The sequence below is a fragment of the Actinomyces capricornis genome (genome assembly GCF_019974135.1).
Lineage (GTDB): Bacteria > Actinomycetota > Actinomycetes > Actinomycetales > Actinomycetaceae > Actinomyces > Actinomyces capricornis.
Genome location: NZ_AP025017.1, coordinates 456,532 through 480,305 on the forward strand (window position 1 = coordinate 456,532; position 23,774 = coordinate 480,305).

The window sequence follows — 23,774 nt, forward strand, 5'->3', positions numbered from 1 at the left end:
CGCTGCCCCGCCCTCCTAACCTTCGACAATTTGCATGAGATCGGCCTTTTCCGGGCCTGGAGAAGTACGATCTCATGCAAATTGTCGAAAAGAAGGGGTCAGGGGCGACGGCGCAGCAGCACCGAGTCCCAGCCCGCCAGCACCTCGGGCGCACCGGTGGGCCCGGAGCCGGGCCGGACCTCCGGGTCCCCGGCGCGCAGCAGCACCTCGGCGCCCGACCAGTCGCCGGCCTCCAGGCCCTCGGCGGCCAGCGCCTCCCACAGGCCGCCGGCCCCGCTGAGCGCCAGGTCCCCGCGCCCGCATTGGGCGATGAGCAGCAGCTGCTCGGCACCCCCCGGGCCCTCCAGCTCGCGCAGCACCACCCAGGCACTGGGGTGGTCGGCGGCCAGGAGGCGGAAGGCCCCCAGGGCCAGGACGTCCTCGTCATGGCGCAGCGCGATGAGCGCGCGGTAGTGCTCGAAGACGCTGCCGGCCACCCCCACCTGGGAGGCGGCGTTGATCTCACGATAGTTGGGGGCCACCGCGATCCAGGGCTCTCCGGTGGTGAAGCCGGCGTGCTCGGCGTCGGACCACTGCACGGGGGTGCGCGCGTTGTCCCGGGAGTTGACCGGCATGGCGGCCAGGAGGGCGTCCGGGTCGTCCCCCTGCTCCACGCGCTCGTGGAAGTGGTTGATGGACTCCAGGTCCCGGTAGTCCTCGATGCCGGTGAAGACCGTATTGGTCATCCCCAGCTCCTCGCCCTGGTAGACGTAGGGGGTGCCCCGGTGGGCGTGCAGGATACTGGCCAGGGTCTTGGCCGAGATCCGGCGCCAGGCCGGGTCGTCGTCGCCGAAGCGCGAGACCGCGCGCGGCTGGTCGTGGTTGTCCCAGTACAGGGAGTTCCAGCCCCGCTCCTCCAGGCCGCCCCCCTCCCGGGGCGCGGGGGCCAGCGCCTCCTGCCAGGAGGCGAGGTTGGTCTTGAGCGCCACCAGGTCCACCGGCACGGGGTCGAACTTGCCGCCCGGGCCGTCGGCCAGGCCCACGTGCTCGAACTGGAAGACCATGTCCAGCTCGGCCCGCTGCGGCCCGGTGTACAGCAGGGCCTGCTCGGTGCTGACTCCCGGCATCTCCCCCACGGTCAGGATGTGCCCGGGGCGGGGGGCGAAGACCTCGCGGTGCATCTCGGCCAGGAACTCGTGGATGCGCGGACCGTTGACCACCGCGTCGAAGCCGGAGCCGTAGAGCTGGCCCTCGCCCCGGGGGGAGTCGGCCAACGGGTAGGTCTTGGAGATGAAGTTGATGACGTCCATGCGGAAGCCGTCCACGCCCCGGTCCAGCCACCAAGCCATCATGTCGTAGACGGCGCGGCGCACCTCGGGGTTCTCCCAGTTGAGGTCGGGCTGCTTGGTGGAGAACAGGTGGAGGTAGAACTCACCGGTGGCCTCGTCCCAGGCCCAGGCCGGCCCGGAGAAGGCCGAGCCCCAGTTGGTGGGCTCGGTTCCCGGCGCCCCGGGGGCCAGCCCCTCGACCTGCCGGGCGGGGCGCCAGATGTACCAGTCCCGCTTGGCGCTGGTGCGCGAGGAGCGGGCCTCGACGAACCAGGCGTGCTCGTCGCTGGTGTGGTTGACCACCAGGTCCATCACCAGGCGCATCCCCCGCTCATGAAGGCCGGCGATGAGCGCGTCCATGTCCTCCAGGGTGCCGAACAGGGGGTCGATGTCCTGGTAGTCGGAGATGTCGTAGCCGTTGTCGTCCTGGGGGGAGCGGTAGGCGGGACTGAGCCAGACGACGTCGACCCCCAGGGCGTCGAGGTAGTCCAGGCGGGAGGTGATGCCGGGGATGTCGCCGTAGCCATCGCCGTTGGAGTCGGCGAAGGAGCGGGGGTAGACCTGGTAGACCACGGCGTGGCGCCACCAGTCCTCCTGGGTGCCCACGTGCCTGGGCGAGACGATGAGGGATGGTGCCTGGGAGCTCATGGGAGGTCCTTTCCTACGACGACGGAGGGGCGGCGGGACTGCGATCGGCCTGCGGCGGCCCGGCTGGCCACTCGGGCGGCGCCCGGGCGGCCAGCGCCATAGTCTGCCAGACCCCGTTGCACATCCTCAGCCCGCCGCCACCGCGCCCAGCCGCGCCATCACGCCAATCGCCCCACCCACCCCCGGCCCCACCGGCCCGACGATGTGCAGCGGCGGGTCGGATGCGATGAGGGCGGTGCGGTGCCACCCTTGCCCCCATGACCTCTCCACTGTCCCAGGCCCCCGCAGAGCCGCGCCCGGCCCCCGCCCGCCCCGACGCCGTCGTGGCCGGCCCCACCTTCCGCTTCACCGTGCTCACCAGCCGCCTCATCCGCATGGAGCACTCCCCCACCGGGGTGTTCTGCGACGAGGCCACCCAGCTGGTCCTCGACCGCGACCTGGGCGATCCCGGCCCGTTCCAGGTGGTGCGGGGCGAGGACCACCTGGAGATCATCACCGAGCACCTGCACCTGACCCACGTGCCCTCCCTGGGCTTCAGCCGCTCCGGGCTCAATGTGCGCCTGCGCACCACCACCCTCTCCCCGCATGGCGGCGCCTGGTACCACGGCGATGCCTGGGACCCCCAGGAGGCCTTCCCCACCAACCTGGGCGGGACCACCCGCACCCTCGATGAGGTCGACGGGCGCACCGCCCTGGAGCCGGGGCTGCTGGCGCTGACCGGCATCGCCGTCCTGGACGACTCCGCCTCCCTGCTGCTGACGCAGGATGAGTGGGTGGCCCCGCGCCCCGCCGGCGGCCGCCTGCAGGACGGGGCCCAGGACCTCTACCTCTTCGGCTACGCCCAGGACTACCGCGGAGCCCTGACCGACTTCTTCCGCCTGAGCGGCCCCACCCCGCTCATCCCCCGGGCCCTGCTGGGCAACTGGTGGAGCCGCTACCACGCCTACAGCGACCAGGAGTACCTGGCGCTCATGGACCGCTTCGCCGCGGAGCGCCTGCCCTTGTCCGTGGCGGTCATCGACATGGACTGGCACCTGGTGGACATCGACCCGGCCATCGGCACGGGCTGGACGGGCTACACCTGGAACCGCGAGCTCTTCCCCGACCCGCCCGCCTTCCTGGAGGCCCTCCACCGGCGCGGCATGCTGGTCTCCCTCAACGTCCACCCGGCCCAGGGCATCCGCCGCCACGAGGAGGCCTACGAGGCGGTGTGCTCCGACCTGGGGCTGGAGGCCTCCCACGGGGCGGATGTACCCTTCAGCGTCGGGGACCGCGATTTCGTGGGCTCCTACCTCTCGCGCATCCACCACGTCCTGGAGGACCAGGGCGTGGACTTCTGGTGGCTGGACTGGCAGCAGGGCGGCACGACGACGATCCCCGGCCTGGACCCGCTGTGGATGCTCAACCACATCCACTACCTGGACTCCGGCCGCGAGCGCCCCGCCGGGCCGGACGGTGGGCTGCGCCGTCGTCCGGTGACCTTCTCCCGCTTCGCCGATGCCTCCAGCCACCGCACGCCGGTGGGCTTCTCGGGGGACACGATCACCACCTGGGACTCGCTGCGCTTCCAGCCGGAGTTCACGGCCACGGCGGCCAATATCGGCTACTACTGGTGGTCCAATGACATTGGCGGGCACATGTTCGGCGTCCGCGACGACGCCATGGCGGCCCGGTGGGTGCAGCTGGGTTGCTTCTCTCCCATCAACCGCCTGCACTCGACCCGCTCGGTGTTCAACTCCAAGGAGCCCTGGCGCTACTCGCGCGACGCACGGGCCACGATGGAGGCCCACCTGCGGCTGCGCCACCGGCTGGTGCCCTACCTGTACACCTGGGCGCGGCGGGCGGCGGCCGAGGGGGTGGGCCCGGTGCGCCCGCTCTACCACGACCACCCCCACCAGGAGGGCGCCTACGCCCACCGCCGGACCTTCCTGTTCGGCGACCTGCTGGTGGTGCCCATGACCGCCCCGCTCGACGGGGTCACGGGCCTGGGGCGCGAGACCGCCTGGCTGCCCGAGGGCCGGTGGTACGACCTGCCCACGGGCCGGCGCTATGAGGCGGGACCCGCAGGCCGCACCCTGGTCCTGTCCCGGCCCCTGGATCGCCTGCCGGTGCTGGCCCGGGCGGGCTCGATCATCCCCCTGGCGGCAGGCCTGGATGAGGCCGCCGGGGACAATCCGCGCGAGCTGGAGATCGTGGTGGTGCCCGGCGGCGACGGCGTCTTCGTGCTGGAGGAGGACGACGGCTCACCGGCCCCCGGGCCCCGGCAGACGGCCCGCACGGTCCTGGCGCTGTCCTGGTCCGGGGCTCAGGGCAGCGGGTCCGGCCCCGCCGGCGAGGCCGGCGCCCAGGGCCGGATCGACGACGGCGCCCCGGCCGGTCCGGCTGAGCCCACCGGGCCCCGGCGCCAGGGTGCTGTCCTGCCCGATGGCGCCTCCGGGCAGGACATCGCGCGGGGCGAGGGCGCCCGCAGTGCGGACCGGGCCCGGCTGAGTATCCGCCTGGAGGGTGGGAGCCCCGTGGTCCCCGAGACCCGGCACCTGCGTGTGAGACTGCTGGCCGCTGAGTGCTCGGGCGCATCGCTGGAGGTGGGGGCCTCGGAGCAGCGCCGCGGGCTGAGCCCCCGGAGTGTGGCGGCCGATGGCTTCACCCTGGGGGCGGGCGTGCTCCTCGACCTGGGCGAGCTGAGCCACCAGGAGCTGGAGCACGGCGTCGAGCTGGTCCTGGAGGGCGCCGTGGAGGCTCCCGCCCCCTGGCGCGAGGAGCTGTACGGCCTCCTGGAGCCCGCCCGCCTGGACTACCTGGCCAAGGACCGGGCCTGGGAGGCGGTGGAGCGGGGGCTGGAGGGCACCGCCCTGCTGGCCGAGCTGGAGGCCCTGGGCCTGCCTGAGGCGCTGCGCAGCGCCGTCGCCGAGCTGTTCTGACGGGCCGTCGGCCGATCAGCTCCTCGCTGGGACTGGCGCGCCCCACCCGGCAGGCGGGGCGCGACCAGGGGCGGCCTGGTCGCGCCCAGGCGCCCACCAGCGCGGAACAAGGCGCCCTCGCCGTGCTATTCACCCTGTGATCAGGCACAATGCAGCCCATGGCATACCCCGAACGGGAACGGACCCGTACTCCCCAGGTGTGCGTGGCCACCGCCCGCCCCCTTCAGTCCACCCAGACCACCGCCGGCCTGCCCCTGATGTCCATCGCCGTCATGGCAGCCCTGGTCCTCACCCTCCTCATCAGCCCCCCGGCGGCTCAGGCCGCCCAGAGCCGCCCCGTCCTGCTGCCGGTCCCGCAGTCCGTGACCTGGCAGGGCCCGGCGGTCCCGCTCAACGGATCGGTCGAGGTGACCAAGCTCGGCGAGGTCGACGACGACGTCGTTGCCGCCGTCACCGAGCAGATCACCGATGCCGGCGGCACGGTGGTGGCCTCCGGGGCCAAGCCCGCAGCCCGCGTCGTGCTGGGCACGGCGGCGGCGAATGTCAGCTCCTGGCTGCCCCCCAAGCAGAGCGTGCCCACCCAGGCCGAGGGCTACCTGCTGGGCACCCTCAGCAAGGACGTGCCCACAGTGGTGGCCCTGGGGCGCGACGCCGATGGCCTGTTCCACGCCATCACCGTCCTGGACCAGCTCATCGAGGACGGCAGCGTCACCGGCGCCCAGGTGCGCGACTGGCCCACGATGGCCGTGCGCGGCGTCGTCGAGGGCTTCTACGGCGTGCCCTGGAGCCACCAGGCACGCCTGGACACCCTGTCCTACATGGGCGAGCAGCGCATGAACACCTACATCTACGCTCCCAAGGACGACCCCTACCTGCGCAAGAACTGGCGCACTCTCTACCCCGCCGCGGAGCTGGGCAGGATGGCCGAGCTGGCCCAGGCCGCCCAGGCCGCCCACGTGGAGCTCGTGGTCACCCTCTCGCCCGGGGACTCCATCTGCTACACCTCCCAGGAGGACTACGACGCCGCGATCGCGGTTCTCGACCAGCTGCGCGGTATCGGCATCACCAGCTTCTACGTGGCCCTGGACGATCTGCTGGGCCCTGACGGCCTGCCCGCCCCTCTGTGCGAGTCCGACACCTCCCAGTTCGGCAACGGGGACCGCCTGGTGTCCCTGGCCAAGGCCCAGGCCCACTTCCTCAACCGGATCCAGAACGAGTACATCCGGCCCAACGGCCTGCCCGACCTGTGGACGGTGCCCACCCACTACGTCGGAGTGGAGGCCACCCCCTACATGACGGCCCTCGGCTCGGCCCTGGACAACAGGGTGCGGGTCCAGTGGACCGGGCGCGCCATCGTCACCGACTCCATCACCACCACCCAGGCGGCACAGGCCAAGAAGAACTACGACACCTCCAGCCTGGTGATCTGGGACAACTTCCCGGCCAACGACGGGGAGAACCAGGCCCGCCTCTTTCTGGGGGCGATGCCCGCGCGCAGTGCCGACCTGAGCAGCACCATCAGCGGCATCACCACCAACCCCATGATCCAGCCCTACGCCTCGCGCCTGGCCCTGGCCGACTACGCCGGCTACGCCTGGAACCCCGCCAAGCACGATGCCCGGGTGGCGCGCGATACGGCACTGGCGCACATCGTGGGCGCCGACTCCGGGCCGACGTGGCAGACGGCCCAGGCCTTCGTGGACATCCACCGCCAGTGGGAGTTCTCCGGGTGGCAGCAGACAGATACCTGGCGTGACACCTACCACGTCATCTGGGCCACGGAGGGCTCGGATGATGCGGATCTCAACGCCAAGGCGGAGGTGCTCCGCTCGCGCCTGCGACTGCTCGCCGACGCGCCCACCACACTGGCCTCGGTGGAGGAGGAGGGCTTCTACACCGATACCAAGCCGTGGATCGAGGTGACCTCGCAGTGGGCCAAGGCCGACCTCGCGGCGATCGACCTCATCCTGGCACTGCGCCGCGGGGATACCGCTGGAGCCCAGAAGGCGCACGACACGATGGAGGCGATGGTCGCCGCGACCGCCGCGGGGAAGGTGGATTCCCTCGATGAGCAGGGCAATGTGGTGGCCAATGCCGTGGCGCCCACGATCGGCGAGAAGGCCATGAGCGAGCTGGTGGACGAGGCGCGCGAGGCCTGGAAGAACCGCTAGCGGGTCGCGCGAGCGGGGAGCGCAGGCCTCCACGCGGGCGCAGGCTGCGACGTGCGAGTGCGGGGTGCACGAAGCGAGTACCCCGCACTCGCTTCGTGTACCCCGCACTCGCATGGTGGATCTCCACCGCTGCGGCGTCGGCGCTGTACGGTCGGGCCATGAGCGATCCCAGCAGCGAGCCCACAGCCCAACCCCGGAGCCGGTCCGAGGCGTCAGAACCCCGCTTCCCCGAGGCCGAGCCCTACTTCCACGGCGATGAGCGCACCAACCGCGAGCGCATGCTGGCGGGCGACTGGTACGTCGCCGACGATCCGGATAATGCGCGCATCGCCGCGCACGCCCGCAAGGCGCTCTACGAGTTCGAGCGCGCCTTCGCCCTGGGGCAGGAGGACTGCTGGGACCTGCTGCGCTCGGCCATTCCGGGCCTGGGCCAGGGCGCCCGGCTGCTGCCGCCGGTGCGCGTGGACTACGGGGACAACATCACCGTGGGAGAGGGCACCTTCGCCAACTACGGGCTGGTGGCCCTTGATGTCGCTGAGATCCGCATCGGGTCCTTCTGCCAGATCGGGCCGAATGTCCAGCTGCTCACGCCGGTCCACCCCCTGGAGCCCGCGCCGCGCAGGGCGGGCCTGGAGGCGGCCGACCCCATCGCGCTGGGCGACAACGTGTGGCTGGGCGGCGGGGTCATCGTGTGCCCGGGGGTGAGCATCGGTGAGGGCTCCGTGGTGGGCGCGGGCTCGGTGGTCACCAGGGACATCCCGCCCTACAGCCTGGCGGTGGGCAACCCTGCCCGTGTCATCCGCTCCCTGGAGGACTCCACCTTCGCCCCGCGCCACTGAGCCGCCGGCGCCGTCCTCCCCGGCGCCACGGGCCCTTCCATGGCGCACAGCGGGATCCTCCCGGCAGTCCGCGGCCAGGAGTTCGCAGCAAGGAGCCGGGCCCCTTGCACATCTTCACAGCCGCTTGGCTGCTCCAGTGCGTGGGAATCCGCGTGGTGCCGCCAATCGGCTGGTGGGGCTCGCGCTGAAGATGTGCAGCGCCGGGCCCGCTGCACATCTTCAGCCCCTGCCGGTCGGGCAGCGCCGGGCCGTTCCGCAGCATTCCGGGGCTCTCATGCCCGCAGCCGCTCTGAAGATGTGCAGCGCCCTTGGGGGACGGGCACCTCTGCGGCCTGGCACTTGCGGCGCCACAGGGGTGCGACGATGAGGCCGCGGCGCCGCACCTCCAGCATCATCGCCACCCCGACGGCGGTGCACAGCAGTACTGCGATCAGGGAGCCCTCCAGTCCCATCGGCCCTCCGGTGAGCAGGTCGGGGCCGGGGAAGCCGGCCTCGATGAGCCCGCGGCCGCTGCCGGTCCCGGAGATGTCGGAGCCGAAGATGCCGCCCTGGATGAAGTTCCAAGCCAGGTGCACCCCGATGGCCAGCCACAGGCGGCGGGTGAGCAGGTAGCAGGCCCCCAGCAGGATGCCCGCCTCCAGGGCGATGGCCACGGCGCCCAGGACTGTGGCCTCGGCGTTGCCCAGGTGGCCGGCGCCGAAGAGGACGGCGGTGATTCCCAGCGCCCACCAGGTGCCCAGCCAGTCCTCCAGCAGGCGCAGCAGGAGGCCGCGGGAGAGGACCTCCTCGGCGACACCGGCTGAGATGCCTGAGGCCAGCCCCAGGACAATGCCCTCACTCCAGCCCACGCTCTGGACCCGGTAGGAGCCCGCCAGGGCGAGGACGGCCACGACGGCGCTGATGAGCGCGGTCCCGATGGCCAATCCCACGCCCAGCTCCCCCAGCGCGCCGCCCTGACCGATCTCAACGACGTCCCGGCGCCCTGTGAAACGGATGAGGTACCAGTAGGCCCCCAGTGCCACCACAGCGGTGACGAGGGCGCCACTGAGCGAGCCCAGGCCACGGCTCCCGGGGCCTCCGACGGCGGTGACCAGCCCCTGAGCCAGTCCGCCGAGGACTTGAGCGATGACAACCAGGGCGATGCCGAGGATGAGTTGGAGCCAGCCCAGCCGCTCGGCGCGGTGGCCCGGACGCCGCCATGCCGGGGCCGTGGGCAGGAGCCGGCGCAGGCGGCCGGCGCCCGGGTGGCCGGCGCCCGGGTGGCCGGTTCGGACCCCGCCGATGGCATCCGCCACGCCGCTGGCGCAACTGGTGGTGGTACCGGCCTCCGAAATCCCGCGGACGTGGTGCGTGCTCATCTCTCCAGTATCCCGCCGCGCCCCATCCCCGCACTCCTCCCCAGGTCCGATCCTGGGGCCACCGCCAGGCACACGAAGAACGTCCGTTCGCGAATGGGGCGTCACTTCGCGACGGAGGCGACACCTGGAAGGTACGTCCATGTCGCGAAGCGACGTCCCTGCCGCCAACCGACGCTCATCTTGCACTCCCTGCCGGCTCCGGCCCCCTCCCAGTCCCGGGCGAGCCCCGCAGCGCACCGGAAGTGGCGAGCCTCACTCCTGTAGTGACGTGGAGGTAACCGGAGCGCCGGTGCCAGGCTCCTGGCGCATGCCCAGATGGCATGCCGCGCACCGGGGCACCGCCCACACCGGCAACCACCGGCTGCTTACCGGCAGTCGGCCGATCAGGGGCCGCATCAGCCCGCCGTGGGAGACCCGGAGCGATTCGCAGCACGCAGGACCACAGCAAGGAGCCCTCATGTCCACCAGCACACCGCTCGACGTCGTCAACGACTACTTCCAGGCCCTGGCCCAGGGCCGGGTCGCTGAGGCGATGGCCCTGCTGGCCCCCGACGTCGTCTGGCACCAGCCCGGCGCCAACCGGTTCTCGGGGGACCACACCGGCCCTGAGCAGGTCGGCGCCCTCATCGGGGCGATGATGGAGGCCAGCGGGGGCACCCTCGCGGTGGTCCCCCAAGGCCCGGCCATGGGCAACGGCGAGCTGGTGGCCGTCCCGGTGCGCTTCTCGGGCAGGCGCGAAGGCGCCGACCTGGACCAGGCCGGGGTCGACCTGCTGACGGTCAGGGACGGCCGCATCGTCGAGGTGCACCTGTTCTCCCAGGACGGCCCCGCCGAGGACGAGTTCTGGGGGCGGGCCTGACCGGCCCCGCCGTAGGCGGCCAGTCCCGGCCCGGCCCACGAGGCACCGTGCGGCGGACGCCAGCCAGCGCCGCACATGGCCGCACATCCCGGACAAGCAGCAGGAACCTCACCGCAGGGCACTGCCCAGCGCGCGAGCCCGGCCCACCACGGCAGCCGGTCCGGCACCGTGGCGGCCGTCAGTCCTGGCCCGCCCGCTCGCCGTGCCGGGCGTCGTAGGCGGCCCGGGCCTCCAGCACCTCGCCAGCGTGAGCCTCAGCCCAGGCCCGGAGCGCCGCCATGGGCTCCAGGACGCTGCGGCCCAGGGGGGTCAAGGAGTACTCGACCCTCGCAGGCACCCCGGGGAAGGCCTCGCGGGCCACCAGCCCATCGCGCTCCAGGGTCCTCAGGGTCGCGGTGAGCACCTTGTTGGAGATGCCCTCCACGACCGCCTGGACCTGGGTGAAGCGCAGCGGCCCCTCCCTGAGGGCGAGGATCACCAGGGCGGGCCACTTGCTGGCGATCCGGGCCAGGGAGGAGCGCGAGGGGCACCCCTCCCCCATGACGTCGTAGTCCTTCGCCATCGTGTCCCCGCCTCGCCTGCCCGTACCCGCAGTGGTCATTGTGGCGCCCTGGTCACCGGGGCGTAGCGCAGCATGAGGCGCTTGGTGGTGGGGGCGCCGTCGATGGTGAACTCCACGCGGGCGGTCAGGGAGCGCCCCCGGCCCTCCAGGCCGACGACGGTGCCCGCGCCGTAGGAGTCGTGCAGGACCGTGTCCCCGACCCGGATCCCGGCGACGGCGGCGGGCAGCGCTTCCTCCTGCGGGTCCGACTCCCCCGAGCCCCGGCTGCCATCGAGGCGCGCCGGCCCGCCGCGCTCGGACAGGCGCTTGGCGCGCCGGGCCTCGGCCCGGTCCTTGGGCGTCTCGACCCGCCCGAGCCTGCCCGCGCGCGGCGTGCCGGCGCCCACGGGCGGGGCGAAATCGTCGTCGTCGGAGTAGGCCTCGCGCGAGGAGCGGCGCAAGCCCGAGGCCAGGCCGCCCTCCCCCCAGGAGCTGCCCCCGCGCAGGGCCTCGGTGGAGGAGGCCAGGCGCCGCCACTCCATGGTCTGGGCGGGGATGTCGTCCAGGAAGCGGGAGGCGGGCATGGCGTTGGCCGCCCCCCACGCCGAGCGCACTGCCGCCCGGGTGACGTAGAGGCGCTGGCGGGCTCGCGTGAGGGCCACGTAGGCCAGGCGGCGCTCCTCGGCCAGCTCGGCCTCCTCGGCCAGGGCGCGCATATGGGGGAAGGTGCCGTCCTCCATGCCGGTGACGAAGACGACCGGGAACTCCAGGCCCTTGGCGGTGTGCACGGTCATGAGGGTGATCTGGCCCTGGTCCTGGCCCTGGGCGTCGGCGTCGGGCAGCTGGTCGGAGTCGGCCACCAGGGAGACCCGCTCCAGGAAGTCCGCCAGGGTCCCGCCGGGGTTGGCGGCCTGGAAGTCGGAGGCCACTGAGTGCAGCTCGGCGAGGTTCTCCACGCGGGTGGCGTCCTGGGGGTCGTCACTGGCGCGCAGCTCGGCCAGGTAGCCCGAGGCGTCCAGGGCGGCGTCGAGAATGTCGGCCACGCCGTCGCCGGCGGCCAGCATGTGGCGCAGGGTGGTGAGCAGCTCGTGGAAGCCGCGCACCTGGTTGCGGGCCCGGGTGGTCAGGCCCTCGACGGCGGGGGGATCGCCGGCATGGGGGCCCGCGCCTCCGGGGGCTCCCACCGCTCCGGTCCCGGGGTGCTCGCGGGGCTCCCCCGCGGCATCGGCGATGGCCAGGCCAAAGGAGACGGCGTGGCGCGTGGCGTGCTCGGCCAGGGCGGCCTCGGCCTTGTCCCCCAGGCCCCGCTTGGGGACGTTGAGGATGCGGCGCAGGTTGACGTCGTCGTCGGGGTTGTCCACGGCCCGCAGGTAGGCGATGGCGTCCTTGATCTCGCGCCGCTCGTAGAAGCGGGTGCCGCCGACCACCTTGTAGGGCTGCCCGGAGCGGATGAAGACCTCCTCCAGGGCGCGGGACTGGGCGTTGGTGCGGTAGAAGACGGCCACGTCGGCGGGCCGCAGGCCGTGCTCGTCGCACAGGCGGTCGATCTCCTGGCTGATCCAGCGGGCCTCGTCGTGCTCGGAGTCGGCCACGTAGCCCACGACGGGCTCGCCCTGGCCGGAGTCGGTCCACAGGCTCTTGGCGCGCCGCCCGGTGTTGCGGGCGATGACGGCGTTGGCGGCGGTGAGGATGTTCTGGGTGGAGCGGTAGTTCTGCTCCAGCAGGATGGTCTCGGCGGTGGGGTAGTCCTCCTCGAACTCCTCGATGTTGCGGATGGTGGCCCCGCGGAAGGCGTAGATGGACTGGTCGGAGTCGCCCACGACGGTCAGCTCGCCCGGGGGCGGGGCGCTGGACCGGCCGGGGGCTCCGGGGGCGCAGGCCCCGCTGGAGCCGGGGCCGCCGATGAGCTCGCGCACGAGTACGTACTGGGCGTGGTTGGTGTCCTGGTACTCGTCGACCAGGATGTGGCGGAAGCGGCGCCGGTACATCTCGGCCACCGCCGGCCGGGTCTGGAGGAGCTGGACGGTGCGCATGATGATGTCGTCGAAGTCCAGGGCGTTGGCGGCGGCCAGGCGGGCGGCGTAGGCGGGGTAGACCTCGGCCAGGTGGCGCTCCAGGGGATTGGAGGCCACGGCCCTCTCGGCGAACTGGGCGGGGGTGATGAGCTCGTTCTTCAGATCCGAGATGCGCCGGGCGAAGGTCTTGGGGGTGAAGCGCTTGGGGTCGATGCCCAGCTCGCGCACGATGAGGGTGATGAGGCGGGTGGAGTCGGCCGCGTCGTAGATGGAGAAGGTGGAGCGCAGGCCTGCGGCCTCGTGCTCGCGGCGCAGGATGCGCACGCAGGCGGAGTGGAAGGTGGAGACCCACATGCGCTGCCCCGCTGGCCCCACCAGGGCGGTGACGCGCTCGCGCATCTCGGCGGCGGCCTTGTTGGTGAAGGTGATGGCCAGGATCTCCCCGGGGCGGGCGCGGCCGGTGGCGATGAGGTGGGCGATGCGGTGGGTGAGCACGCGGGTCTTGCCCGAACCGGCGCCGGCGATGATGAGCAGAGGGCTGCCGGCATGGGTGACGGCCTGGGACTGAGCGGGGTTGAGGCCGCGGACGAGCTCCTCGGGGTCGGCCGCGCCCACCCCCCAGGGGGCGCCCGGGCGGGACGACGGCGGGGCGCCCGCTCCGGCGTCGCCGGCGCCGGTCCCGCCCCGGGCCCGCCCGTCCTGGCGGGCCCGGGCAGCGGCGGCGTTGGCCTGGGCTCGGGCCACGAGGGCGGCGACCTCGTCCTGGCGCTCCTCCCAGGTGGGGGCGATGGCGGCCGCATCCTCGGGTGCGGGCGGCTCCTCGGGCCCCCAGTCCTCCTCGGGGGCCTCGACCTGCGCCCAGGAGTCGTCCTCCCAGGCCCCGGCCCGCCCCTCGCTGGGAACCAGGGCGGGCAGGGCGGCCTCGGCCGGCGGCCGGGCGTCCGCGCCGGGCATGGGCAGGGCACCGAAGAGGGGGTTCATCGCGTTACTCATGGCGCACCAAGCCTAGGCCAGGGCGACGACATGATGCTCATGGCCGCGCATCATCGCCGCCTGCCGCCCCTCCCAGGGGCGGCAGGCGGGCATGGGGCGTCACAGGCCATCGAGGATGATGGTGCGGTCCCTGATCTCCGCGGGGACGGTGGAGTCGGGATTCACCAGGAGGTAGGTGGCCCGGGGGTTGGCATGCACCCTGCGCCAGAAGTCGAGCTTGATGATGCCCGGGGTGTTCCATCCCACCCCGATCTCCAAGTAGAGCACCCGCTCGTTGCCATGCCGATCGAGGAAGTCCTGGTAGCGCCGGCAGGAGCGGTCCCAGGAGGCGTCCTGGACGAAGGTGCTGTCGATGCGGAGATTCATGGCGGCGGGGGCACCGCACCACGGGCACTGGGGAAGAAGACCGCTGGGGATGCGTGCATCGCTCTGGTGGGCTGCCATCGCCCTGATCGACGCCTCGTTGTCCCAGGTCTCCTGCCGGCAGGGCCGGCTGCACTGGAAGCGGGCGTAGCTTCCCTGCACCGCGAAGAGGCGCTCGGGCGGCAGGCCGTTGCGCAGGAAGGCGGTGTCCGCGTTCGTCGTCACGACGAAGAACTCGGTTGCCTCCAGCAGGCCGAGCAGGTGGCGGTAGAGCGGCAGGTCCGGCTGGTCGTAGCAGTTCGCCATGACGTGGCGGGACCAGTACGCCCAGCGCTCCTGCGGCGTGGGGAAGGGGTGGAAGCCGGCGCTGTACATGTCGGACAGGCCGTAGCGCTCGATGAGGTCGGCGAACAGGGAGCGGAACCGGGGGCCGTCATAGGTCAGCCCCGCGGCTGCCGATAGGCCTGCGCCCGCCCCGAGCACCACGGCGTCGGCGGCGTCGATCGCCTCCTTGAGGATCCGTGCCGCCTCACGGCCCTCAGGCGTCCGGCCCGAGGAGTGAGCGGTAGATGGCCTGGTCGGTGCCGGTGAAGACATTGAGGACGACCCTTTCGATCGTGGGGTGGTTGCCCAGCTCCGCCCGCAGCGCCGTGAGGGCGACCCGGGCCGCCTCCTGCTGGGGGAAGCCGTACTCACCGGTGCTGATGCAGCACACGGCGATGCTCCTGGCCCCTGCCCCCGCCGCCGCTGCCAGGCAGGAGGCGTAGCAGGAGGCGAGCTGACGGCACTGCTCGGGGGTGGGGGCGCCGCGGACGATGGGGCCGACGGTGTGCACGATGTGGCGGGCGGCCAGGCAGTGCCCCTGCGTGAGGGTGGCGGTCCCCGTGGGCTCCGGGCGCCCGCGCTCGGCCATGATGCGCGCGCATTCGGCACGCAGCCCCATCCCCGCGGCGGAGTGGATGGCATTGTCGATGCAATGGTGCAGCGGCATGAAGCAGCCCAGCAGCTGGGCATTGGCCGCGTTGACGATGGCGTCGGCCCGCAGGCGGGTGATGTCCCCCCGCCAGAGGGCCAGGCGCTGATCCGAGGCGAGCGGAGCCAAGGACATCGCCTCGATGAGCCCGCGCTCGCTGATCTCGGCGCGCAGGAGGCGGTCCTGGTCGTCAGCGACGCCGATGGGCACGGGCGCGGGGCCCCGCAGGTTCATCAGGCCCCGCAGGAGGCGGCGGCGCTCATCGGGGGTCCGCCGCGGCCAGCCCGACAGGGCCGCCCATGCCTGAGGGGAGTCCTGCTGGAACCAGTCCAGCATGCTCCTGACGAGGCTGTCCTTGGTCTCCGGCTCCATCGGGGCCCGCTACTCCGCGTGGACCGAGATGCGCTGGCGCGGGTGCCGGCCCTGCTCGGCCTCGTCGATGACGGCGATGGCGTAGTCGGCGTAGGAGATGACGCTGTTGCCGTCGGCACCGGTCTCGAGCTCCTCGCCGGCCAGCACGTAGCCGCCGGCGCGCTCGCCGTCGGCCTGGAAATCGGCCGCGGGACTGATGTACGTCCATGCCACGTCGTCGCGCCCGCGCAGCGCATCGAGCTGGGCCGCCTGGGCGCTGGCCAGGGCGTGGTACTCCGCGGGGAAGTCCGGGGTCTCGAACAGGCGGGTGCGGTGCTCGGGGTCCACGTAGAGGCTCCCGGCCCCACCGACGACCAGCAGGCGCGTGGGGCTCCCGGAGAGCACATCGGCCAGGTGCAGCACTGACGAGGTGTGCTGGGCGAGGGTGTCGGGGGTGAAGAAGCCGAGGGCGTCGACCACCACGTCCGCATCCGCGATATCAGTGCTGTCGATGTCGGAGACGTCCTTGACGCGGTCGACTCCGGGCTTGGGACTGCGGCCCACACCGAGGACCTCGTGCCCGCGCCGGGCGGCCTCCTGCGCGATGAGGCGACCTGCCCTGCCTGCGGCTCCGATGATGACGATCTTCATGATGCTCTTCCTTTCTGATCGGGTGCACGACTACCTTAGGATCGTTCGGATACTAGGAACCAAAAGGAAACCGAGGCAATCGTGGGCGTTATCACAACACACGACCGGGCGGACCTGCCCGCCTGCCCCGTGGAGACATGTCTGCTGCTGATCGGGAACAAGTGGAAGGTACTGATCCTGCGGGACCTCATGGCCGGGCCGCTGCGCTTCACCGCCCTGAGGAATGCGGTGGGCGGGGTGACCCAAAAGGTGCTGACCGCCAACCTGCGATCGATGGAGGAGGACGGGCTCATCTGGCGCAAGGCCTACGCGCAGGTGCCCCCACGGGTCGAGTACGGCCTGACCGACCTCGGGCGCAGTCTGGCGCCCGTGCTCGACAGCCTCTCCTCCTGGGGCAGTCGGTACCAGGAGCTCTCACGGCACGCAGACCCAGCAGAGGACCTCTCCGCAGGGGCCGCAGCACTGGGGGGCGCCTGAGGCGCAGCGCCGGCCCACCCGCGGTCCGGGCGGGACCAGGTGGGGGCGGCCGATGAGCGGATCATCGACGGCGTTGCGGGCATGCCGGGACGTCGGGGCCGGGAGCGCCGTCGGGGCGAGACGATGCGCAGAGCCGGCGGGGAGGGCGGGGCGCCCCGCTCACCACTCCCCCATGACTCACTAGTTCAACTAGTCTTACTTCTCCTACTTTGCTACCCTTGGGTCATGAATTCACCAGCACCACCCCCAGGAAAGTTCGCCGCCACCGTCGCCCTCGGAGAGAAGGGCCAGATCGTCATCCCCAAAGGGGTCCGGGACCTGTTCGGGATCCAGCCGGGAGACACCGTCCTCATCCTGGCCGACGTCGAGCAGGGCATCGCCATCGTCCCGCCCGATCTCGCCGACCTCTACATCACGCAGATCATGAGCGGCGGCGCCCAACCACCGCAGGCCAAGGAGGAGCCGTGACCGCCGTGTCATGCCGAGGCGTCACCCGCCGCTTCGGTGGCCTCGCCGCCGTGGACGGCGTGAGCCTGGAGGTGGAGGACAACGAGATCTTCGGCCTCATCGGCCCCAATGGCGCGGGCAAGACCACGCTCCTGAACTGCATCGAGGGCCTGGATGAACCTACCTCCGGAGCCATCGAGGTCCTTGGCCTCCACCCGACCAGGCAGGCACGCGCCCTGGCCCAGCGCACCGGCGTCCAGCTCCAGCAGGCCTCGCTCCTGCCCCGTCTGAAGGTGGGCGAGGCCCTGGAGCTCTTCTCCACCTTCTACGAGCGCTGCCTGCCCTGGCGCCCGCTCCTGGAGCGGCTCGGCATCGCCGCCCAGGAGTCCTCCTACGTCACGAGCCTGTCCGGGGGCGAGCGCCAGCGGGTGTTCATCGCCCTGGCCCTTCTCCACGACCCCGACCTGCTCTTCCTCGACGAGCTGACCACGGCGCTGGACCCGCAGGCGCGCCTGGCGATGTGGGACGTCGTCCGCGATATCCGCGAGCGCGGCAAGACCGTGGTGCTGACCACCCACAACATGGAGGAGGCCGAGGCCCTGTGCGACCGGGTCGCCATCATCGACCACGGCCGGATCATCGCGCTGGACACCATCGCGGCCCTCATCGCGGCTCACGGCGGGCAGGGCCGCCTGCGGCTCTCGCTGGACGGGCCGGCACCCGCCTCCCTGTCCGCCGTCGAGGGCGTCTCCTCGGTGGAGGCCGACGGCGCGGCGACGGTGGTGCGCGGCTCCGGAGCCTTCGCCCAGGCCGCACTGGCCCACCTGACCGGGGCCGGCGTCGGCGTCACCAGCATGTCCACCACTTCGCCCGGCCTGGAGGAGGTCTTCCTCAACCTCACCGGGCGCGCCATGAGAGAGGCACACTGATGCGCACCTATCGGGTTCTGGTCGTCATGCTCGCCCGCTCCGCGCTGCGCGAGCCGGTGGGCCTGTTCTTCAGCCTCATCTTCGCCCCGATGCTGGTCATCATCCTCGGATTGTTCTTCGGCAATGACCCCACGCCCCAATTCGGGGGGCAGGGATTCGTCGACGCCGTGCTGCCCGCCTGCTCCTGTCTGGTGGTGGCGATGACCGGCGTCCTGCTCCTGCCGGTCACCCAGCTCCAGCTCCGCGAGAGCGGGGCCCTGGCCCGGCTACGGGCCACGCCGCTGCGGCAGGGGATCTATGTGGCCGCGGATCTGAGCGTCAACTTCCTCATCAGCATGGCCGGCGTCATCCTGGCGCTGGCGGCCGGCATGCTCGGCTTCGGCGCTACCCTGCGGGGGAATCCGCTTCTGGTTGTGGCCGCGGTGGCACTCGGACTAGTGGCCTTCCTGGCCCTGGGCTACACGCTGGCAGCCGTCCTCCCCTCCTCGCGGGCCGCCACGGGCATCGGCAATGGGCTGTTCATCGTGCTCATGCTCTCCTCCGGGGCGTTCATCCCCACGGCCGAGCTGCCCGCAAGCGTCCAGCGCATCATGGGCTACTCGCCGTTCTACTACCTGGTCGACCTGGTGCGGGGCCTGTGGGGTGGCGAGCCGTGGTCCCACTACGGCCCGGCGACGGCAGTACTGGCCGGCATGGCCATGATCCTCGGGGCACTGGGGGCGCGCCTGTTCACGTGGAGCACCTGAGCCGGCCGGGCTGGAGCCCGGGCCGATAGAGCCGATGGGACCGCGAGGGCATGGGGCGGAGCAGGGGCGGGATCGGGCCACCCGCCCCCCTCAGCCCTGCAACTCGGCCCCGCGCGGACAGGAGTCCGCCCGAACCGGCCCGCGCTCCCCGTGCAGTGGTTAGGGTACCCGTGCAGCAATCAGGAGGAGAGGACTGATGATGACGCACTACGGCATACGGAGAATCGCCGCCCTGACGGCGGCGGGGATGGCATCGGCCTGCCTGGCCGGCTGCTGGCCGGCCCCCGGGGACGCGGGAGCCGGCGGACCGGGGTCCACGAGCACAGTGGGCCCGGCGGCCGAGCAGCCCGGGGCCCCCGGGGAGTCTCAGGGGCCGGCGGCCGATGAGGGCGGGGGCGCGGCGCCCTCACCCTCCCTGGACGCCCCCGCGCAGCCGAGCCCCGCCGCAAGTGCCGCAGCGCCGTCGGGCCCCGCCTCGCCCCTGGCTCCGTCAGCGGCGCCGCCCGAGGCAGGGGGGCCGTCGTCGACGACGCCCCAGCCGCCAGCAGCAGGGCCGGGCACCGCGGGGCCCACCGCGCCGGAGACCGGCAGCGGGCAGGCGCCCGAGAGCCCGGGAACGGGAGGACCGGGCAGCACCGGCTCACCCGGCTCCGAGCCCGGCCACGACCAGTCCCAGGCGCAGATCGAGGGCTGGAGCATCGACTTCTTCGACGGCTTCGACACGCCCCTGGAGCAGACGAAGTGGGAGCGCTACGGCTGGGGCGACCCGCCGGTGGGCCACGGCGCCATGGGCGTGATGTCCCAGCGCAACTCCTTCACCCGCGACGGCAGCCTCGTCATCCGCACCCAGTACGAGAACGGGCAGTGGAGCGCCGGGGGCGCCGGCTCGAAGTTCGTCCACACCGCCTCCTACGGCAGGTGGGAGGTGCGCGCGAGGTTCCCGCAGGCCAAGGGCATCGGCTACGCCTTCCTCCTGTGGCCCGCCGATGAGGGCTGGCCCCCGGAGATCGACTTCGCCGAGGGGCGAGTCAACGGCCCCCAGGTCATGGGCGTCTACCACTGGGATCCGGACAACAAGCAGGAGCACCGCTTCATGGACCACCACGACATGAGCGGCTGGCACACCTACGGCGTGATCGTGGAGCCCGACCTCATCACCTTCACCCTCGACGGCCGGCCCTGGGGCACCATCGAGCACCCGAGCGTGACGGACAAGCAGATGTTCATCGGCTTCCAGACCGGCGCCATGGACCCCAACGGCTGGCAGAGCAGCACCGAGACCGTCGACGGCGGTGTGCCCGGGCCGCTGACGCCTGCGGTCAGCGACATCGAGATCGACTACGTCGCCCACTACACCAGGAACTGAGCCCCACCGGGCCGGCCTCCCGGGCGGGCCCGAGAGCCAGGGCCCAGGAGCGCCTGGAACTCATGCAGACGCCGTGCGGCCGTCCCCTCGCGGGCGGCCGCACGGCTGCGCTCCGGGGGCCGGGGGCGTCGTCGTCGAGGACCGGCACCCAGCCGCACTGCCCGAGCTGCACAGCCCGCGCTTCGGGGACGGGGCTCGGGGCGCCCGAGGGGACTCCGCGGGAGGGCGGGCGGCCGGCGGACACCGTCGGGCAGCAGGGCCGGAGCCTTGAGCGTGCTTCGCCCAGAGGCGAAGCCCTGGAGGGAACCGGCCCCGCCTTTACCATGGGAGGACCGTCACATTCTGACGAGGTCTGGACGCTGAGACCGCAGGGCCGCGGCTGCCGCACCACTCGCGCCATCCGCGCCGCCACCAGGGCCCTCATGCGCCGGACACGCCATCGGCATGCCGCCTCCAGCGCTGGCATGCGCACCCGACCGAGAGTAGGCACCACCATGAGCGACTGGCCCATCGGCCCCGGTTCCCCCTTCGACGACATCTTCGAGCGCTTCTTCGGCCCCTCGGGCCCCCGGCGCGCCCCCGTGCAGCGCGTGGACCTCTCCCGCCTGCTGACCGAGTCGGCCAAGAGCCTGCTGGCCGAGGCCGTCGACGAGGCCGCCGAGCGGGGCAACAGCGAGGTCACCCCGGAGCATGTCCTGCTGGCGGCCGCCACCTCCCCCGAGGGGCGGTCCATCCTCACCGATGCCGGCCTGTCACCCCAGGAGGTCGCCGACACGGTCGGGGGCTGGCTCGACGGCCTGCCCACCGGGGACGACGCACCCCGCCTGGGCCCGCGCCTGCGCCTGGCCATCCAGGTCGCCCAGCAGCATGCGGCCCGCACCGGGGCGGACTACATCAGCCCCGAGTCCATCCTCATCGGCATCGCCTCGAACTCCGACAACCCGGCCGCCCGCCTCCTGACCCGCCGGCCCATCGAGCCCGGCCGGGGCGAGCGGCCCCTGGCCGGTGGCCGGGGCGGCCATCCCCAGAGCACAACGCCGACCCTGGACGAGTACGGCACGGACCTGACCGACCAGGCCCGGGCCGGCGAGCTCGACCCCGTCGTCGGGCGCGCCGAGGAGATCGAGGAGACTGTGGAGATCCTGGCGCGGCGCCGCAAGAACAACCCGGTGCTCATCGGGGATCCGGGCGTGGGCAAGACGGCCATCGTCGAGGGCATCGCCCAGCGCGTGGTCAACGGGGATGTGGCCTCCTCCCTGGCCGGGGCGCGCGTCATCGCCCTGGACATGGGGGCGGTGGTCGCCGGGGCGAAGTACCGCGGAGAGTTCGAGGAACGGCTCAAGAAGATCCTGGACGAGGTCGAGGCCTCCCAGGAGCGCATCATCCTGTTCATCGACGAGCTGCACACGGTGGTGGGGGCAGGCACCGGGGGCGAGGGCTCCATGGATGCCGGCAACCTGCTCAAGCCCGCGCTGGCGCGCGGCAAGCTCCACGCGATCGGGGCGACCACCATTGATGAGTACCGCAAGTACATCGAGAAGGATGCGGCCCTGGAGCGGCGCTTCCAGCCGGTGCTCATCAGCGAGCCCAGCGTGGAGGACACCATTGAGATCCTCCACGGCCTGCGCGATGTCTACGAGGCCCACCACGGGGTCACCTACACCGATGAGGCCCTGACCGCCGCGGCCGAGCTGTCCGACCGCTACATCACCGACCGCTTCATGCCCGACAAGGCCATCGACCTGCTCGATCAGGCGGGGGCCCGGGCGCGGCTGAAGGCCCGCACCCCCGACGCCGACACCAAGGCCCTGGAGGATCGGGTGGCGGCGCTGTCCCGGGAGATCGATGAGGCGGTGGCCGTCGAGGACTTCACCAGGGCCGGGGAGCTGAAGTCCCAGCGCCAGGAGGCCGAGGCCGCTCTGGAGGCCTCGAGCGAGAGCGCCACACCCGTCGTCGACACCCAGGACGTGGCCGAGGTGGTCTCCCGCCGCACCGGCATCCCCGTGGCCGACCTGACCGCGGAGGAGAAGACCCGCCTGCTGGGGCTGGAGGATGCCCTGCACCACCGGGTCATCGGGCAGGGCGAGGCGGTGGCGGCCGTGGCCGCGGCGGTGCGGCGAGGGCGGGCGGGGCTGTCCGACCCGGGTCGCCCCCTGGGCTCCTTCCTGTTCCTGGGCCCCACGGGCGTGGGCAAGACCGAGCTGGCCAAGGCCCTGGCCGAGGCCGTGTTCGGCGATGAGGGGCGGATGATCCGCCTGGACATGTCGGAGTTCCAGGAGAAGCACACGGTCTCTCGGCTGGTGGGCGCCCCTCCCGGCTACATCGGCTACGACGAGGGCGGCCAGCTCACCGACCGGGTGCGCCGCCAGCCCTACTCGGTCATCCTCTTCGATGAGGTGGAGAAGGCCCACCCCGATGTCTTCAACACCCTCCTGCAGCTGCTCGACGACGGGCGCCTGACCGACGCCCAGGGGCGCACCGTGGACTTCACCCACACGATCGTCATCATGACCTCGAACCTGGGGGCCCACCTCATCCTGGACCATGAGGGCGACCTGGCCGAGATCGAGCCGCAGATCATGGAGCTGCTGCACAGCCACTTCCGGCCGGAGTTCCTCAACCGGATCGATGAGACGGTGATCTTCCACCGCCTGACCCAGGCCGAGCTGCGCGAGATCATCGATCTCATCCTGGCCCGCACGCGGCGCCTGCTGGCCGCCCAGGATGTTGCCCTGGAGGTCAGCGACGGGGCCAAGGACCTGCTGGTTCAGGAGGGCTTCGACCCGGGCCTGGGCGCGCGCCCGCTGCGGCGCACAGTGCAGCGCGAGCTGGACAACCGGATCTCGGCCCTCCTGCTCGACGGCGCCGCCCAGCCTGGGGACACCGTCGTCGTGGAGGTCACGGACGGGGACCTGGAGCTGTCGGTGACCCGCGGCCAGAAGCCCGGCGAGAGCAGCGAGGACGAACCTGCGTGATCACACTCGGCTGCGCCCGTGCCTCCCACACAGCCGGGCGAGGCCGGGGCTCACGCGCTTGAGTGCCTGACGCGGTATCTGGAAGGAGCTCTTCCCAGCATGTGCACTCCGGCTCATGCAGTGCCCGCTATCGCCACCTGACGACGACAGGCGCACCCTACGGCGTAGAATCCTGCCCATGCTCCTCAAGCAGTGACGCCAATAGCGCAGCAAGCGCCGGCACCCTCATTGTCACTGATTGCCAGACAAGAAGGTAATCAATGCTCCCATACTCATGAACGATGATATTCCTCATCCCAATGATACGATCCGCATCCTCGATCGCCGAGGACACATCAGGGTCGGCGCGACGGATGCGATTAAGTGCCTCGCCAAGGACCTCGATCTGCCGCTCCACGGCCGACCTGCGCATGAGATCGCCAACGAATTCCTGATATTCAACGCCCTCGATGAACTGCCCCGCAGCCCGAGCCGCTTGCAGCGCATCCCACAAGTACGCTGACGTTTCACGCCGCATAGAGCTCCTTCGCTCCATCCAGGACCGAGGCCCGGAAATAAGGATTCCTCATCGAGTCGGCGATAACTAAATCGACTGACATCCCCGTCAATCGCGCCAGCTCATCTCGAAGACCAAGATAGTCGGCAAGCCGATCCGAGCGCCCCGGGAGAAAATCCACAAGGAAATCAAGGTCACTACGATCCGGGTCGAAACGATCCGTTGCCGCAGAGCCGAACAAGCGCAGCCGAGCAACACCATGCTCTTGACATGCGCGAGCCAGGAGTTGCGCGCTCGGCAGGAAACGCTCGAATCCGCTCATGAGCGAAGTATCTCAAGGAGAGCCGC

The 23,774-nt window shown here is 71.8% G+C and carries 19 protein-coding genes; 10 read left to right on the plus strand and 9 right to left on the minus strand.

Annotated features, from left to right (window positions below; genetic code table 11):
• Positions 1 to 98: 98 nt before the first annotated feature.
• The gene (locus tag MANAM107_RS01835; protein ID WP_223910363.1) at positions 99 to 1,955 is read right to left on the minus strand and encodes an alpha-glucosidase; all 1,857 of its coding nucleotides are present in this window, start codon (positions 1,953 to 1,955) and stop codon (positions 99 to 101) included.
• A 257-nt stretch (positions 1,956 to 2,212) separates the two neighbouring features.
• Between MANAM107_RS01835 and MANAM107_RS01840 the strand changes: the two genes are divergently transcribed.
• From MANAM107_RS01840 to MANAM107_RS01850, 3 genes are all read left to right on the plus strand, one after another.
• Positions 2,213 to 4,876 (plus strand): glycoside hydrolase family 31 protein, encoded by a 2,664-nt coding sequence (locus MANAM107_RS01840; protein WP_223910366.1) that lies wholly within the window; start codon positions 2,213 to 2,215, stop codon positions 4,874 to 4,876.
• A gap of 158 nt (positions 4,877 to 5,034) precedes the next feature.
• Positions 5,035 to 7,047 (plus strand): glycoside hydrolase family 84 protein, encoded by a 2,013-nt coding sequence (locus MANAM107_RS01845; RefSeq protein ID WP_223910369.1) that lies wholly within the window; start codon positions 5,035 to 5,037, stop codon positions 7,045 to 7,047.
• 158 nt (positions 7,048 to 7,205) lie between these two features.
• Positions 7,206 to 7,886 carry a sugar O-acetyltransferase gene (locus MANAM107_RS01850; protein WP_373314064.1) on the plus strand — a complete coding sequence of 227 codons (681 nt, stop codon included), beginning with the start codon at positions 7,206 to 7,208 and terminating at the stop codon, positions 7,884 to 7,886.
• A gap of 272 nt (positions 7,887 to 8,158) precedes the next feature.
• Here the strand turns inward: MANAM107_RS01850 and MANAM107_RS01855 are convergent, their stop codons facing one another.
• The gene (locus MANAM107_RS01855) at positions 8,159 to 9,244 is read right to left on the minus strand and encodes a type II CAAX endopeptidase family protein (protein WP_223910372.1); all 1,086 of its coding nucleotides are present in this window, start codon (positions 9,242 to 9,244) and stop codon (positions 8,159 to 8,161) included.
• 457 nt (positions 9,245 to 9,701) lie between these two features.
• Here MANAM107_RS01855 and MANAM107_RS01860 point away from each other — a divergent pair, with 457 nt between their 5' ends.
• Complete coding sequence (locus MANAM107_RS01860; protein WP_223910375.1) at positions 9,702 to 10,103, plus strand: nuclear transport factor 2 family protein; 402 nt, start codon at positions 9,702 to 9,704, stop codon at positions 10,101 to 10,103.
• 178 nt (positions 10,104 to 10,281) lie between these two features.
• Here MANAM107_RS01860 and MANAM107_RS01865 read toward each other — a convergent pair whose 3' ends face one another.
• From MANAM107_RS01865 to MANAM107_RS01885, 5 genes are all read right to left on the minus strand, one after another.
• Positions 10,282 to 10,665 carry a winged helix-turn-helix transcriptional regulator gene (locus tag MANAM107_RS01865; protein ID WP_223910378.1) on the minus strand — a complete coding sequence of 128 codons (384 nt, stop codon included), beginning with the start codon at positions 10,663 to 10,665 and terminating at the stop codon, positions 10,282 to 10,284.
• Between the two features lie 35 nt (positions 10,666 to 10,700).
• On the minus strand, positions 10,701 to 13,652 hold the full coding sequence (locus MANAM107_RS01870) for a UvrD-helicase domain-containing protein (RefSeq protein ID WP_223910381.1): 2,952 nt from the start codon (positions 13,650 to 13,652) through the stop codon (positions 10,701 to 10,703).
• Between the two features lie 99 nt (positions 13,653 to 13,751).
• Complete coding sequence (locus MANAM107_RS01875) at positions 13,752 to 14,612, minus strand: SIR2 family NAD-dependent protein deacylase (protein WP_223910384.1); 861 nt, start codon at positions 14,610 to 14,612, stop codon at positions 13,752 to 13,754.
• On the minus strand, positions 14,554 to 15,360 hold the full coding sequence (locus MANAM107_RS01880) for a protein-ADP-ribose hydrolase (protein WP_223910387.1): 807 nt from the start codon (positions 15,358 to 15,360) through the stop codon (positions 14,554 to 14,556). The genes MANAM107_RS01875 and MANAM107_RS01880 overlap by 59 nt, the downstream gene beginning before the upstream one ends.
• Before the next feature lie 9 nt (positions 15,361 to 15,369).
• Positions 15,370 to 15,990 carry an NAD(P)-dependent oxidoreductase gene (locus MANAM107_RS01885; protein WP_223910390.1) on the minus strand — a complete coding sequence of 207 codons (621 nt, stop codon included), beginning with the start codon at positions 15,988 to 15,990 and terminating at the stop codon, positions 15,370 to 15,372.
• Between the two features lie 81 nt (positions 15,991 to 16,071).
• Between MANAM107_RS01885 and MANAM107_RS01890 the strand changes: the two genes are divergently transcribed.
• From MANAM107_RS01890 to MANAM107_RS01915, 6 genes are all read left to right on the plus strand, one after another.
• A complete protein-coding gene (locus tag MANAM107_RS01890) occupies positions 16,072 to 16,467 on the plus strand; it encodes a winged helix-turn-helix transcriptional regulator (RefSeq protein ID WP_223910393.1) in 396 nt (131 codons plus the stop codon).
• 225 nt (positions 16,468 to 16,692) lie between these two features.
• On the plus strand, positions 16,693 to 16,935 hold the full coding sequence (locus MANAM107_RS01895) for an AbrB/MazE/SpoVT family DNA-binding domain-containing protein (RefSeq protein WP_223910396.1): 243 nt from the start codon (positions 16,693 to 16,695) through the stop codon (positions 16,933 to 16,935).
• The gene (locus MANAM107_RS01900; RefSeq protein WP_223910400.1) at positions 16,932 to 17,843 is read left to right on the plus strand and encodes an ABC transporter ATP-binding protein; all 912 of its coding nucleotides are present in this window, start codon (positions 16,932 to 16,934) and stop codon (positions 17,841 to 17,843) included. Before MANAM107_RS01895 ends, MANAM107_RS01900 begins: the two co-directional genes overlap by 4 nt.
• The gene (locus tag MANAM107_RS01905; RefSeq protein WP_223910402.1) at positions 17,843 to 18,589 is read left to right on the plus strand and encodes an ABC transporter permease; all 747 of its coding nucleotides are present in this window, start codon (positions 17,843 to 17,845) and stop codon (positions 18,587 to 18,589) included. Before MANAM107_RS01900 ends, MANAM107_RS01905 begins: the two co-directional genes overlap by 1 nt.
• Before the next feature lie 196 nt (positions 18,590 to 18,785).
• Positions 18,786 to 19,955 (plus strand): glycoside hydrolase family 16 protein, encoded by a 1,170-nt coding sequence (locus tag MANAM107_RS01910; protein WP_223910405.1) that lies wholly within the window; start codon positions 18,786 to 18,788, stop codon positions 19,953 to 19,955.
• A 494-nt stretch (positions 19,956 to 20,449) separates the two neighbouring features.
• Positions 20,450 to 22,930 (plus strand): ATP-dependent Clp protease ATP-binding subunit, encoded by a 2,481-nt coding sequence (locus tag MANAM107_RS01915; protein ID WP_223910408.1) that lies wholly within the window; start codon positions 20,450 to 20,452, stop codon positions 22,928 to 22,930.
• Between the two features lie 157 nt (positions 22,931 to 23,087).
• Here the strand turns inward: MANAM107_RS01915 and MANAM107_RS13190 are convergent, their stop codons facing one another.
• Both MANAM107_RS13190 and MANAM107_RS01925 read right to left on the minus strand, forming a co-directional pair.
• Entirely contained in the window at positions 23,088 to 23,465 is a 378-nt protein-coding gene (locus tag MANAM107_RS13190; protein ID WP_373314065.1) for a HepT-like ribonuclease domain-containing protein, read from the minus strand.
• Positions 23,437 to 23,748, minus strand: coding sequence for a nucleotidyltransferase family protein (locus tag MANAM107_RS01925; RefSeq protein WP_223910413.1), 312 nt, complete (start codon positions 23,746 to 23,748; stop codon positions 23,437 to 23,439). Before MANAM107_RS01925 ends, MANAM107_RS13190 begins: the two co-directional genes overlap by 29 nt.
• Positions 23,749 to 23,774: the final 26 nt, after the last annotated feature.